Genomic DNA, 13,579 nt, shown 5'->3' on the forward strand with positions numbered 1-13,579 from the left:
CTACATTTTATGATCCTGTATCAAAGAGTTCCAACCTAGCAGCTTGATCTTAATAAGCTGACTCCTTATACTTATTGAAGTAGCCGGAGGTTTTGTAATCAGTGGGTTGATGGGAGTGTAACGCCTCGTAACAAGGCGTTTATTTACTCTTCTTTCATACTACCGCTACACATCTCGCAAATAATATAGGACCTTTCTCTTACAAGTTTATCGAGATAAGGAGCATCCATCGTTCCTTCACGTCTATCGATTGGAGTCGTATGAAATTCGCAACGATCACCTGCAAAAGTCGTTCGATGGATCACCTTTTTCGAATGGTCTATTAAATATTTCATTCTTTTTCTCCTCCTTTGATAACTGTTTTTCGTCTAGTGCTACGTCTGTTGGCTGTTTGTGCTCAAGGATTAGAAAAAACCTCACTATAAAACAAAAAAAAGCCGAAAGATCCCACAAGGGTCCTTTCGGCTTATGTCTGGTTCTTTTGCCCAGCTCATTTCCACCTACGATTTATATGGTTTTACTATAAACACAATGTAACTCTTATCTAGCTTGAAATCCCAGTCAACGAAGATGTCCTGCACCTCTGTTGATAAGATTGATTCAAAATTATTATTATGCATCAGACTCTTTTCAAGTCGACGTTTCGTTAATTTAAGTGTTTCTTCATGCCCATCACGAATAAGTTCTTTCTCAATACGGACTAAAATTCCTTCTCGAATCACAACGATCGTTCGATCATTTAAGTAGCAAGAATCGATCAGTTCTGGAACCTTCTCAGCTTGCTTACTGATCCGTGCTATTTCTTTATGCAACTCTTCTTTCTTTTCAAATCCACCAGGTACATGTTTTTCTTCACATTCGCTTTGATCCATAATTCCAAGGAACAAACCGGTACGGTTAGGAAGAGACCAATCATGATAGAAAGATTCAATAGTAAAATCAGCCATAACACTTAGGGCAGCTTTTATTTCAGGAAACAATTTGATCATCAAAAGATCTCTCGTTTCCTCGACTCTCTTTTCTTCTTTTTGATCAATGAGAACCCGCTCCATCGGTGCTAAAAAATCTCGAAAATAGATCGTGATGTACGGTTTTTCAATCGATACAAAGACAGAAGAAGGGCCTTTCCCGAAATTATCGCGTAAAAGTTTACCTACATAGCTTGAAATCTCAGCTTCTTTTGATTTGGTTTCCATTACGTTCATCCTCTTTTTGAGACCAGAACATCATATTCCCAGTCCAATTTTCATTATAGTATTCTTTCCGTAAGAATGAAAGGGTATGCTCAAATCTATAGACTCAGCTTGAAAAAGCAGTACTTCTGTCTCATTTCCCTTTAACGATAAATTTAATCCTATCTTTATTTTTTCGACAAACGTTCGAGAAGTCGTTCATAAGATGGCTGAGCGATTGGTTCGCCTTCATCTAGCCTATCTTTGACTTGCTTCAGCATTTGTTGTTCACTTTCACTCATATTCATCACATCAAATTTCTTATGTAGCACGGAATATAGAATGTAGTCTCTTAATTTTAAGAATAAAGGGATCTTCTTAATCCATTCAGCTTCCACCGTATTTTCTTTTAAATAGCCTTTTAGGAAAGAGTAAAGAAACGCTTCTGCAAATTGGGCTCTGGTTTCTCGATCCTCACCCTGCAAGCCTCCCCATACCGTATAATACAGCGGGATAGCAATATCACTAACGAAGTAATGATATGAGCTATCATCAAAGTCAAATACATGAATATCTCCTTGATAATAAAAGAAGTTTCCTGCATGTATGTCAGAATGGAGGAGTCCATACGTATCTCTCTCTTTCGGAAGCGCTTGTATCTCCCTTACTAAAGCTTTCCCTTGAGAGATGATAATCCTATCTTCTTCAGAAAGGTATTTCTCGAACTGCAACAAGTCTTCTTCATCCCAATGCTCTCGATGAGCACCTGCAGGATGATAATCTTTTGTCGCGTGATGCATCTTACCAATCGTTCTTCCCCATACTTCATATAATTCTTGTCCATATACTTCATCGTTCTTCTTCAATTGTCGACCTGGTGCCATTTCAAACAAGGATACAAAGAAGGAACCATCCTCAACTTTGATCTCTTCGACAAAGTGATCATTTTTAGAAGGAAGTGCTCTCGATACATTTATTTCATGGTCATGCAAAAAGTTTACCCAGTGCAATTCAGCTTTAACATCTTCCATAGAACGATGTGAACTATGCGTTAACCTTAAGATTGATGGACCATTAACATCTACTTCAAATACATAGTTCTCAAAATCACCCAACTTCTTATAACGATGACGGTCCGCTCCGAATTTTTCTAGAGCTTGCACTAGAACCGCTTCATTAAAACATTTTTCCACACGTGCTTCCATTTACTCACCTCATTTATCTCATTCCCTCTTGTACATTCACCAAAAAACAACTTCATTCCTTCCTCAAAGTCGTTTTCTGTTTTAGAGATGAGCATGACTCTTTGACTGACATGTCGGGCAATAGTAGAGCCTTCTTGATCCTGCGATCACTTTCTTAATTTCAGTGCCATCGATCCTGCACGGTGCACCTTCGCGATTAAAAACCCAGTGTCTATACTGCCGACGCTTCTCACCACTTTCCTTAAGCTTTTTAGCAAGCTCAATATCATTTGTAATCCCTTTATGCACATAAGAGCGTTCAACTAACGTTATCGTTGCTTCTGCTGCTTTTGTAATCATTTCTTCCGTGCAATCCACTGGTCTTAAATCCGGGTGGATACCAGCAACGTACATGATTTCGCTTCTTAAATAATTTCCAATTCCAGCAACAAAAGATTGATCTAGCAATAAAGAAGACCACTTTTTTCGATAAAACCGCTTTGAGCTAAATCGTTCTTTCAGTTCTTCTACCGTCACTTCTTCACTTAATAGATCTGGTCCAACTTTCGATATGAATGGATGATGAGGCACTTCTTCATTACGCAATACTTCAATGTCAGAAGCGCTGTATAACAACGCAGACTTTTTTTCATTATGGATTGCAAGCCGTAACTGCCGATTTGTTTTTGGATAGTTATATACATTTCGTATATACCATTTTCCATATAGCTGATTGTGTGAGTAAATCGTAAAGTCATTGCTGAAACGGATGAGCATCGCCTTCCCTTTCGTGTCTACCCTCAGCACTTCTGCTCCTTCAAGCAAAGATTCGTATCCTTTAAGATGCTCAAATGCAAATTTCACTTCCATTATCGTTCTATTCTTAAGCGCTTTTTCAACCTCATCAGCAGCTCTTCTAATTTCAGGACCTTCTGGCATAACGTCGTTCCCTTCTTTCTACGATCATGTTGTAAAATCTTCCCTAAATCACTGCTTATAAAACAGCAGCGGTTAAACAATAGTAAAGAAAATAACGCACTTTCACATGATATGCGAAGTTCGAAGCCTTTACATTGACAACGCCGAAACGAGCCCTTTACACTGTGATGTATAGATTTTTCCTATATGCAAAAAATATGTGGATATGAAAATAAATCCTATTGAAGGAGGGCTTAACGATGATTAACTGGTTTATGGATTTAAGCCCAGTTTTCCAAGCGTTACTGTTTACGTTATTTACTTGGGGATCGACAGCTCTCGGCGCGGCTGTAGTCTTTTTTACAAAATCAGTGAACCAGAAGCTGTTCGATTCGATGCTTGCTTTTGCAGGCGGCGTCATGATCGCAGCTAGTTTCTGGTCACTTCTAAGTCCTGGAATTGAAATGGCTGAAGAACAGGGAGTTCCTGGTTATATTCCGGCAGTAGTCGGATTTTTACTCGGAGGCGTGTTTCTACTATTAGTGGACCGTGTCCTTCCGATGATCGATGAGAATCTATATTTTAAAGATATAAAAGACAAGAAGGCGAAGCACCGTACTGCTATGCTCGTTTTCTCATTGACATTACACAATATACCTGAAGGACTTGCGATCGGTGTGGCTTTTGGTGCTCTTGCTGCAGATTTCTCAACAGCATCACTTTCCGGTGCAATCGCCCTTGCAATCGGTATCGGCATCCAAAACATTCCTGAAGGTACTGCCGTATCCTTACCTTTAAGACGTGACGGCATGTCGAAGGGGAAAAGCTTTTTTTACGGTCAATTTTCAGGAATGGTCGAGCCGATCTCCGCTGTGATCGGTGCTCTTGCTGTCATGATCATTCACCCGCTCCTTCCTTATGCACTGAGCTTTGCTGCTGGAGCAATGATCTTTGTAGTAGCAAAAGAAGTGATTCCTGGTTCTCAAGAAAGAGGGCATGTTCAACTGGCTGCAATGTCACTGTTAGTTGGCTTCTCTGTCATGATGGTCCTTGACGTTGCACTAGGATAATAAAACCCCCGCGTTATTTCACGCGGGGGTTCGTTATGGTTCATCACATATGATGAGTATCATCGTTCTGCCTGCTTATCTTTGTTTTTTGCTTATTCGATGTCGAATTGAGTTTGTTTAGTAAGTTTCTTTCTTTTTGTACCTCATAAGACTTCAAATCTCGCCTCACTGCTTTAAAGAGATTGATACACATGATGATAAGAATAACAGTAAACGGCAGAGCGGACACAAGTGATGCTGTCTGTAATCCTTGCAAGCCGCTGCTGATGATCAATACGGCTGAAATCGCTGCAATGAGTGTTCCCCAAACAAGTTTTGAGAAAAGAGAAGGATTTAAATTACCATCCGACGTCATCATACCGAGAACGAAGGTTGCTGAGTCAGCTGATGTTACTAGGAATATACAGATTAAGAAGATCGAGAGCGCTGAAAGAATCGTCGTTAATGGGAATTCTTCTAGTGTAACGAACAATGCACTCGTCACATCCTCATTTACCGCATCTGCAATTGCTGTTCCTTGAAACAGGTCAAGGTGAAATGCTGCTCCACCAAATACAGCGATCCACACCATCGCGATGAATGGTGGAACGATCAACACACCAAAGATCATCTCTCGAATGGATCGCCCCCTCGACACTCTTGCTACGAACGATCCGATAAATGGAGACCAAGCGATCACCCACGCCCAATAAAACACTGTCCAATCCTTTACCCAGGTGCCGCCTTCATATGGAGTCATATAAAAACTCATCTCGATAAACTTCTGAATGTAACCACCGGCTGCAACTGTAAAGCTTTCAAGAATAAATACTGTTGGTCCTAAGAATAAAACGAATAGCATCAAGCCTAATGCAAGAGCTAAGTTCAGATTACTTAAGTACTTGATTCCTTTGTTCAAGCCTGTTGTAGACGAAGTCATATACAAAACGAGCAGTAATGCAGTGATGATGATCTGAACCGTCGCATTTTGCGGTAGATCATACATATAGTTTAATCCGCCATTGATTTGAAGAATTCCGAATCCGAGTGACGTTGCAACACCCATCACTGTTGCGATAACAGCTAGTATGTTGATGACGCCTCTCCAGGATTTCTTCCTTTTAGCAGGTGTCCCTGTTGAGATCGTTTCACTTATTAAGCTTTTCCGATCTTTACGATATTGAAAGTATGCCATAACGAGGCCGACTACTGTAAAGACAGACCATTGATGAACTCCCCAATGAAAAAAGGAGTACCTCATCGCTAGCTTAGCAGCCTGCTCAGTCTCTCCTTCAACGCCAAAGCCTGCAGGAGGATTCGCAAAATGCGTCATCGGTTCTGCGACACCCCAGAATACGAGTCCAACACCGAAACCTGCACTGAACAACATCCCGATCCATGTGAAAAATGGATATTCCGGACGCTCTCCATCTTTTCCCAGACGGATCTTACCATACTTACTAATTGCTAGATACACACAGAACAAAACAAAAAACACCACAGAAAGTAAATAAAACCATCCGAACGCATCTGTCGTGAATGAATAGACGCTGTTTGCGACTGACGCGAACGACTCAGGAACGACCGCCCCCCATATTACGAGTAGTAAGATGACAACTGCTGAAACCCAGAAGACTGGTCCTTTTTGCTGTGCTTTTTCTCTTTTCATCATCCCGTCCTTTCCAACTGAATGGTAATCCTTTCAGTTCGCTTCCAAATTATGTAGCATCGATCTCCTAAATATTAGTACCCTTTTACTACAGTTTCTTAACCACTGTTTTAGAATACTTCTACTTATTCTGTTTTTTTGAACAGTGCAACCATCAAACCATTCACACCAAATAAAGTCGGATCAGATGATTCCTTCATCTCTCTGATCTCAACCTCACTAAAGGCTTCGAAAATGGATTGCAGCCTTTCCTTTGAATAACCGAGTCCACCTTGTAACGACCGCTCTTCATAAACCTCCTGATCACTCATGGTCGATCCGCCTAGTGGTCCGTTAGGCGTGAAACATGTTAAACCGAATAATCCATCGACTTTCAAAGCTTTCTGAATGAACGTTACGTAACTTATCCGTCGATGAGGTGGGAGGTGATGAAAACACCCAGAATCATAGATGAAGTCATAGCTTTCAGGGTCTACCTTAAGTTCAAATAAACTACCATGAATGAAGTTTACATCTACTTCTTCTTCTTTCGCCCTCTCCGTACCCCATTGAATCGCAGTTCGTGACAAATCGACAGCATCTACTTCAAAGCCATGCTTAGCAAGATATATCGCATTTCGTCCTGGACCGCTGCCAATTTCAAGCACGCGCCCTTTCGGGATATGCCATGTAACCAGATTCTCATCAGGAACTTGTTTAAAAAAAGGAATCGGCTTTTCTCTATCTTCATAAAACTTATCCCAAAACGATGTTGGTTCTCTTAACAAAGAATCAAGTAGATTCATAAGATCCTCATTCGTCTTGATATCTCCTGTAGCGTTCGTAACCTTCATAAACACGCCTCCATTTACATTTCCTTAGTAAACCTCCTTCGACAAACTCCCGCACTCCCCCTTTTCGGAGAACAAAAAAAAATCGACCAGTGGTCGATTTTGATAACTAAGAAATGGTCTAAGACCTGTCCCTCCAAAGAGGTCATATTTAGACTTGCATATGAATATTCTGCTTTGGAAGAGATGGCCGGTTTAATTTGAAAGAAGGGTCTCCGAACTCCATTGCTTCTAGAATCTGCTCTTCAGAAAATCCTGTCATCTGTGACAGCTTCCGAATATCGACATTCTTTTGAGTCAAGCTTTTAGACTTCTTCACAGCTGTTTCTATTTGATACAGCACCACTGAATACCTGTGGTTGAACGTACCCACGGATTGCTTCACGGCTCTTTCCCCTTTCAACTAAAATAACCTGTACTCCTGGAGGAAGCAGGGCTTACCGATTGCTTACCCTTTAGAATACAAACTAAACTGGGTAATTATGTCTGTTTCTCTTTTTTTACCTAACGGCTAATCGAACAAAAGAAAGGCTACCGAGTACACTCGATAGCCTGTTACCAGATAGTTATACCGCTTTTGCGTTAATTTCTACATCGATGTTACCACGGGTCGCTTTTGAATAAGGGCACACTTTGTGAGCCTCCTTCGTAAGCATATCAGCATCTTCCTGGCTAACACCTTTCACTTCTACGTTCAGTGTTACTCCAATTTTGAAACCACCGTCTGATTCATCTTTTAAGAAACTAACTTCAGCTGTTGTCTTCGATTCGATTTCTTTCTTATTATTCGATGCGACAAGATTCAACGCGCCATCATAGCAAGCAGAGTATGTTGCTGCAAACAACTGCTCTGGATTCGTACCCTTTTCATCAGAGTTCTCTGTCGGCATCACAAGATTCATATCGATTAAACCATCAGAAGATTTTACAGTTCCTTTTCGACCGCCTTCAGCAGTTGCCTTTGAAGTGAATAGTACTTTACTCATCGAACATCATCTCCTTATATAAGTATACATGGTGTATTTACCTCTACGAAGGAACTCTTAAACTATCATGAGAAAATGATTTACATTTTTCAAATCTTCTGTAAAATAGTTCCTTAAAGAAGGATAAGGAGGCCGGAGTGATGATTAGAAGATTAACGGAAGCGGACCATACGGCATGTATTTCATTATTAACGCCGTATGCTGCTGAAAACTTATTTATTCTTGGAGATATCGAAGCATTCGGTTATGACCAACCCTTTCAAAAATTATGGGGCGACTTTTCTAGTGAAGGAGAATTGCGGGCTGTTCTCTTAAAATATGAGAAGAACTACATCCCTTTTGCTTCGAACGAGTTTGATGCTGCTGGTTTCGCATCCATCATTTCAGAGGATCAAGACTTTCTTATGGTATCTGGTTTAGAGCGGGTTACAGAACAGGTGGAAGCCCACATTACGCACCCTGTTAAATCAAAGAGAAAAATGTATTATGCTAAGTGTGATAATGTTGAAAAGCTCTCACTAACAAACTTAGAAGATGTAAGAATAGCTACTACAGAAGATATTCCTAGCATTCACGACCTTCATAACGCAATCGATGAATTCAATTCTTCTGAAACGGTAGAAGAAAAACAGAGAAATCTAGACAAAGGGATTTCTAGAACCTACTATATGACGATCGATGGACAGGTCGTTACAGCTGCCTCCACTGCTGCAGAAAACTCTCAATCTGCCATGATCGTGGGAGTATGTACGCGCCCCGGCTTTAAACGTAAAGGATATGCAACGAAATGTATGATGAAGCTATGCTATGATGTCTTAACAGAAGGCAAAGACCTTTGCCTCTTTTATGATAATCCTGATGCTGGTAACATCTACAAACGCATCGGATTTCGTGAGATCGAAAAATGGACGATGTCTACCTTTGAAACAAAATTTGCGATGAAACTATAAAAAGCGGTCCTTAGAGACCGCTTTTATGATGGAGTGAACCTCAATTTGCGAATGGCTTTTACACTTACTGGAGTAAAGATGTGTATCAAAACACCCATGAAAAGGGCATTCAACACTGTACCCATCCCGATAGGCCCATTGAAGAAGAACGCTAGGATAACGAGAAAGATACTGATCAATGCTCTTGAATACGGCAAGGTAACCCCAGTTAAATCTTTCACAACAAACATCATCCGATCGATGGGGATTGGAGCAAAGTTCGATTGTAAATAAACCGCGATACCGAGACCACTCAGCAGCAAACCTAAAAGTAAAAGGAGACTTTTTTCGACGATACTTGTCGGCATCACGTTATCTCCTAATAGATGCATCCATACGTCGATCCCTACCCCTGTGACTAAAGAGGTCAATAACGCAAGAAGCTCAGGCTTTCTTCGCTCTGCAATGGCATTAAAGAGTACCATGCATCCACCGATGATTACCTCCCAGCTTCCAATCGATAAGCCTACCGTTTTATATAACCCGACGAGAAGTGCATCGAATGGGGAGGTCCCAAGCTTTGAAATGACTGAGAGCGAGATCCCTAAAGTAAGTAACCCTAATCCTGTCACATAAATAGCAAAACGTTTTCACATACTCGCCCCTCCACTTCGTGTATTTTGATTCCTTATATCCTATCAACCTCTATTTCTACTTTCAACTAATTCACACCTTATCACTCTTTGTCATCAAGTCGACACAATTCAAACTCACAAACACTTGAGAACCTCTACCATCTTTTCTACTATTAGTAGTGAGAAGCTCGTTTGCCTAACCCCCTGTTTGGCAATAATGAAGCTTTACATACGTTTTTTAATGAAAGGATGTCTTATATGAAAAAAGTAAGTATGCTCATGCTGTTACTCATTCTCGTGCTTGCAGCTTGTGGTCAGAACAATAGCAACGGTACAGAGGAAAGTGGAACCGCCGATCCTCAACCGCTAGATGTTGCCTTAGATACGCCTGAAACTGCTAAAACAGGTGAGGAACTCACATTTAGCGCTACCGTTACGCAAGGTGATGAAAAGGTTGAAGATGCAAACGAAGTGATGTTTGAAGTATGGAAAGAAGGCGACAAAGACAATAGTGAAATGATAGAAGCCACTCACGATGGTGAAGGTGTCTACACTGTAAAGAAAACGATCGATGAAGATGGAACGTACGTTGTGCAATCACACGTAACTGCAAGAGACCTTCACACGATGCCAAAGAGCAAAGTGAAAGTTGGCTCTGAGGACGCATCAGAAAATCATGAAGATCATGAAAGCCATGAAGAACATGCCCACCACGGGGATGCTGTTTCGTTTCACTTGATGAAGCCAGATACCATTAAGGCAAATGAAGAAATTTCATTAACAACTCATCTTCAAAAAGATAATCAACCTTTAACAGATGCTTCGATTCGATTTGAAATTTCCAAAACCGGTGAAGAAAAAGCACAGTGGATTGAGACAGAGGAAACAAAAGATGGTGAGTATAAAGGAACTGTTACGTTAGAAGAAGCTGGAGAGTACACTGTAACGATTCATGCTGAAAATGATGAAGGCTTACATGAACATACAGAAGAAAGCCTAACTGTGACTGAATAAATGAAATCCCCCTTATATGGGGGATTTTTTTATAGCGTTATTTTTTTGACTTTTCGTTTTCCAACTTGAACGATCATACCGTCTTTGACCGTCACGACTGCAGAACTATCCGTAACCTTTTGTTGATCGATTTTGATTCCGCCATTCTTCACCATACGTCTCGCTTCACTCGTAGATGGGAGCATTCCGAGTGCTACTATGAGAGCTGGCACACTTGTCTTTTCATCTCCACTCCACTTCACTTCTTCAATATCAGAAGGAAGCTGGTTTTGTTGAAATACATTCTTAAACTGCTCTTCCGCCATCAGAGCTTCATCTTTTCCATGAAACATCGTGACGATGGTTTTAGCAAGATGCATTTTCGCTTCCTTAGGGTGCAGGGTTCCATCTTTGAGCTTTGTTCGAATCGAAACCTTTTCCTCTAGTTCAAGATCTGTGATGAGTTCGACGTACTTTGAAATGAGTTCATCTGGTATCGACATCGCTTTTCCATACATGTCTGTCGGCTTCTCTGCAATCCCAATGTAATTCCCCTTGGACTTCGACATTTTCTCTACGCCGTCTAATCCTTCTAATAGCGGCATCGTCAACACTACCTGTTTTTCTTTTCCAAATTGATCCTGTAAATGCCTTCCCATCAAAACATTAAAGTATTGATCGGTTCCACCTAGCTCGATGTCACTTTCGAGATGCACGGAATCATACCCTTGCATAAGAGGGTAAAAGAATTCGTGTAGAGATACCGGCTTACCTGAGTTGATTCTCTTCTCGAAATCATCTCGCTCGATCAATCTAGCGACAGTAATCTTACCTGCTAGTTCGATGACATCTTCAAATTTTAGTTCCGAAAGCCATGATGCATTATAAAAAAGCTCTACTTTGCTTCGATCGATTACCTTTCCAAATTGATCGAGGTAGGTTTGCGCATTCCTCTTTACTTCTTCATCCGTTAACTGTACCCTCGCCGCCGATTTTCCAGTCGGATCACCGATCTTACCAGTAAAATTTCCGATGATAAGCTGAATGATGTGTCCATTTTCTTGAAACTGACGGAGTTTATTTAAAACGACCGTATGTCCGATATGGACATCTGGTGCTGATGGATCTAGGCCTAGTTTTACTTTCAACGGGCGGCCTGTGATGATCGATTTTGCAATCTTTTCCTTCAGTTCATCCAAAGGAACGACTTCGCTCGTTCCGTGAGTATAGACCGCATACTGCCTTTCCATTTCCTTTCGTTGTTCATTCGTTAACTTCTCGATCATGCCCATTCCTTTCGACCTCCTGTTTTCATTTTATGCAAAAAAGCCACGCCCCTACATCTAAGTAGGGACGTGGCTTATCACGCGGTACCACCCTGATTAAAGACACTCGTGTCTTTCAGCTCAATTACGATAACGGAATTCACCGTTTCTGACTACTACGTTGTTCATCAGAAAGACTCTGAGGGGTAATTCACGAATACGCTGTACCAGTTCGCACCAACCACTGGTTCTCTGACACTACACATCGTATAACGCTACTGCATCCTCTTCTTCGCCTGTTTCATTTATTTTAATAACTTTAGCTTCAATAAAAGGTATTGTCAATTGTTTTATTTATAAAAAGATGAAACAGTACGTACTCGCTTTACCATAACCTTAAAATAACACCAAGCTTTGAATACGAATATTACTTTTCTTTCCGAACATAAAAAAACAGCGGTCTAAGACCGCTGATCTCGTTATTGATTCAATTGCTTTAGAACCACTGTTGCCATCGCATCGATAAACTCATCTTTTGCGTTCGGCATTTCTGGTCGATAGTAGTTTGCACCGATCTCATCTGTCACGACTTTACATTCATAGTCATTGTCGAATAGCACTTCTAAATGATCAGCTACGAAACCAACAGGTGCGTACACAAACGACGTGTAGCCGTGGTTTTCGTGCAAGTCTCTCGTAAGATCTTGTACGTCAGGTCCAATCCATGGATCCGGCGTATTCCCTTCACTCTGCCAGCCGATCGCAACGTTCTTAACTCCTGACTGTTCTACAATTAGGTCAGCCGTTTCTTTTAACTGATCTGGATATGGATCACCGTTTGCGATGATTTTTTCTGGAAGGCTATGAGCAGATACGATTAGGACTGCCTTCTCACGCTCTTCATCAGACATGCCATCAAAGATCGCTTTGATACGTTTAGCCCAGTAGGAAATAAACTTCGGCTCGTCGTACCAGCTCTCTACAGATGTAATCGTTGGTCCACCAATTTTCTCTGCTTCTTCTTTCGCACGTCCATTGTATGACTTGATGCTGAACGTTGAGAAATGTGGTGCTAGTACTATACTTACTGCTTCTTCGATGCCATCTTCATGCATCTGCTGAACTGCATCTTCAACGAAAGGTTCGATATGTTTTAAACCGATATATACTTTAAATTCGATCTCATCCTGAATTTCATTCAGATGAGCACCTAGTCCGTAAGCTTGGTCCTCAGTAATTTTAGCAAGAGGTGAAATACCACCGATCGCTTTATAACGATCTTTTAAATCTTGAAGCTGTTCGTCGGCTGGTTTTCTACCTCTACGAATGTGTGTATAATACCGTTCAATATCTTCTTCTTTGTATGGCGTACCGTATGCCATCACAAGAAGACCCATTGTTTTCTTTGCCATGAATGTGTTCCCCTTCCAAATTTAAGGATTACATTGAATATCTAGTTATAATGATTATCGTCTAGTTTGAAGTATACCCTTTTTCAGCAATCGATTCAAAGGGTATAGCATATTCTAAATGGTAACGTTTTGTGTCGTTACATAGTAAAGGGAATCAGGCTATAGCCTAACTCCCTTTCATCCTTACCTTTCCATTGCTCCGTTATGCTTTGTAACGATTTCTCGGAGCTCTGTATCATCATCTTCTGAGGTTTCAAAAGATAGCACATAGTTGAAGTGCTTCTCATTATGTTCAGGATCTGCATTCTCCTCTTGCTTACCTGTTGGTGTTTCGTTGGAGAAAAACAAATCGTTGTTTGCGCCAGCTTCTGTTGCGGACCCTTGACCTGAATCTGGGGCGTCGACCGATAGATCCTTATCCTCTTTAATTTCCTCCACTGAAGCACTAGTGACAGAATAATTCTTCATATCTTCCTTTGCACTTTCTGCTTCGTTCTCCGTTGGAAAATAGGCTTGTAATGTTTTACTCATCTCTAT

At 40.9% G+C, this 13,579-nt stretch carries 15 protein-coding genes and 1 other annotated feature; of the genes, 3 read left to right on the plus strand and 12 right to left on the minus strand.

The features are described from left to right. Nucleotides 1-143 precede the first annotated feature (143 nt). The 4 genes from ACXAEY_RS17810 to nei form a co-directional block, all read right to left on the minus strand. On the minus strand, nt 144-335 hold the full coding sequence (locus ACXAEY_RS17810) for a hypothetical protein (protein WP_474813917.1): 192 nt from the start codon (nt 333-335) through the stop codon (nt 144-146). Nucleotides 336-500: 165 nt separating this feature from the next. Then, on the minus strand, nt 501-1,196 hold the full coding sequence (locus tag ACXAEY_RS17815; RefSeq protein ID WP_474813919.1) for a Na-translocating system protein MpsC family protein: 696 nt from the start codon (nt 1,194-1,196) through the stop codon (nt 501-503). Nucleotides 1,197-1,360: 164 nt separating this feature from the next. After that, nucleotides 1,361-2,377, minus strand: coding sequence for a phosphotransferase enzyme family protein (locus tag ACXAEY_RS17820; protein ID WP_474813921.1), 1,017 nt, complete (start codon nt 2,375-2,377; stop codon nt 1,361-1,363). An 81-nt stretch (nt 2,378-2,458) separates the two neighbouring features. Then, a complete protein-coding gene (gene nei / locus ACXAEY_RS17825; RefSeq protein ID WP_474813923.1) occupies nt 2,459-3,295 on the minus strand; it encodes an endonuclease VIII in 837 nt (278 codons plus the stop codon). A 239-nt stretch (nt 3,296-3,534) separates the two neighbouring features. Here nei and ACXAEY_RS17830 point away from each other — a divergent pair, with 239 nt between their 5' ends. After that, nucleotides 3,535-4,344, plus strand: coding sequence for a ZIP family metal transporter (locus ACXAEY_RS17830; protein WP_270180717.1), 810 nt, complete (start codon nt 3,535-3,537; stop codon nt 4,342-4,344). 43 nt (nt 4,345-4,387) lie between these two features. On the opposite strand, the gene ACXAEY_RS17835 is transcribed toward ACXAEY_RS17830, so the two are convergent. The 4 genes from ACXAEY_RS17835 to ACXAEY_RS17850 all read right to left on the minus strand — a co-directional run bounded on the left by ACXAEY_RS17835 (nt 4,388) and on the right by ACXAEY_RS17850 (nt 7,808). Further along, nucleotides 4,388-5,995: a BCCT family transporter gene (locus ACXAEY_RS17835; RefSeq protein WP_474813925.1), complete on the minus strand. Its 1,608-nt coding sequence runs from the start codon at nt 5,993-5,995 to the stop codon at nt 4,388-4,390. A gap of 122 nt (nt 5,996-6,117) precedes the next feature. After that, complete coding sequence (locus tag ACXAEY_RS17840) at nt 6,118-6,825, minus strand: class I SAM-dependent methyltransferase (protein ID WP_474813927.1); 708 nt, start codon at nt 6,823-6,825, stop codon at nt 6,118-6,120. Nucleotides 6,826-6,973: 148 nt separating this feature from the next. Then, a complete protein-coding gene (locus ACXAEY_RS17845) occupies nt 6,974-7,207 on the minus strand; it encodes a hypothetical protein (RefSeq protein ID WP_270180714.1) in 234 nt (77 codons plus the stop codon). Between the two features lie 181 nt (nt 7,208-7,388). After that, nucleotides 7,389-7,808, minus strand: a complete 420-nt coding sequence (locus ACXAEY_RS17850) for an organic hydroperoxide resistance protein (RefSeq protein WP_474813929.1) — start codon at nt 7,806-7,808, stop codon at nt 7,389-7,391. Nucleotides 7,809-7,948: 140 nt separating this feature from the next. On the opposite strand from ACXAEY_RS17850, the gene ACXAEY_RS17855 reads away from it, so the two are divergent. After that, nucleotides 7,949-8,758: a GNAT family N-acetyltransferase gene (locus ACXAEY_RS17855; RefSeq protein ID WP_474813931.1), complete on the plus strand. Its 810-nt coding sequence runs from the start codon at nt 7,949-7,951 to the stop codon at nt 8,756-8,758. A 23-nt stretch (nt 8,759-8,781) separates the two neighbouring features. Here ACXAEY_RS17855 and ACXAEY_RS17860 read toward each other — a convergent pair whose 3' ends face one another. Further along, nucleotides 8,782-9,375, minus strand: a complete 594-nt coding sequence (locus tag ACXAEY_RS17860) for a YczE/YyaS/YitT family protein (protein WP_474814881.1) — start codon at nt 9,373-9,375, stop codon at nt 8,782-8,784. A 255-nt stretch (nt 9,376-9,630) separates the two neighbouring features. Between ACXAEY_RS17860 and ACXAEY_RS17865 the strand changes: the two genes are divergently transcribed. After that, complete coding sequence (locus tag ACXAEY_RS17865; RefSeq protein WP_474813933.1) at nt 9,631-10,386, plus strand: FixH family protein; 756 nt, start codon at nt 9,631-9,633, stop codon at nt 10,384-10,386. Nucleotides 10,387-10,415: 29 nt separating this feature from the next. Here the strand turns inward: ACXAEY_RS17865 and tyrS are convergent, their stop codons facing one another. The 3 genes from tyrS to ACXAEY_RS17880 all read right to left on the minus strand — a co-directional run bounded on the left by tyrS (nt 10,416) and on the right by ACXAEY_RS17880 (nt 13,573). Beyond that, nucleotides 10,416-11,657 carry a tyrosine--tRNA ligase gene (tyrS, locus tag ACXAEY_RS17870; RefSeq protein WP_474813935.1) on the minus strand — a complete coding sequence of 414 codons (1,242 nt, stop codon included), beginning with the start codon at nt 11,655-11,657 and terminating at the stop codon, nt 10,416-10,418. 54 nt (nt 11,658-11,711) lie between these two features. Then, nucleotides 11,712-11,932 (minus strand) — a binding site (T-box leader). Nucleotides 11,933-12,109: 177 nt separating this feature from the next. Then, nucleotides 12,110-13,042 (minus strand): ferrochelatase, encoded by a 933-nt coding sequence (gene hemH / locus ACXAEY_RS17875; protein ID WP_474813937.1) that lies wholly within the window; start codon nt 13,040-13,042, stop codon nt 12,110-12,112. A gap of 183 nt (nt 13,043-13,225) precedes the next feature. Next, nucleotides 13,226-13,573, minus strand: coding sequence for a hypothetical protein (locus ACXAEY_RS17880; RefSeq protein WP_270180707.1), 348 nt, complete (start codon nt 13,571-13,573; stop codon nt 13,226-13,228). Nucleotides 13,574-13,579 lie beyond the last annotated feature (6 nt).

Source organism: Anaerobacillus sp. ABA4_114 (assembly GCF_056159065.1).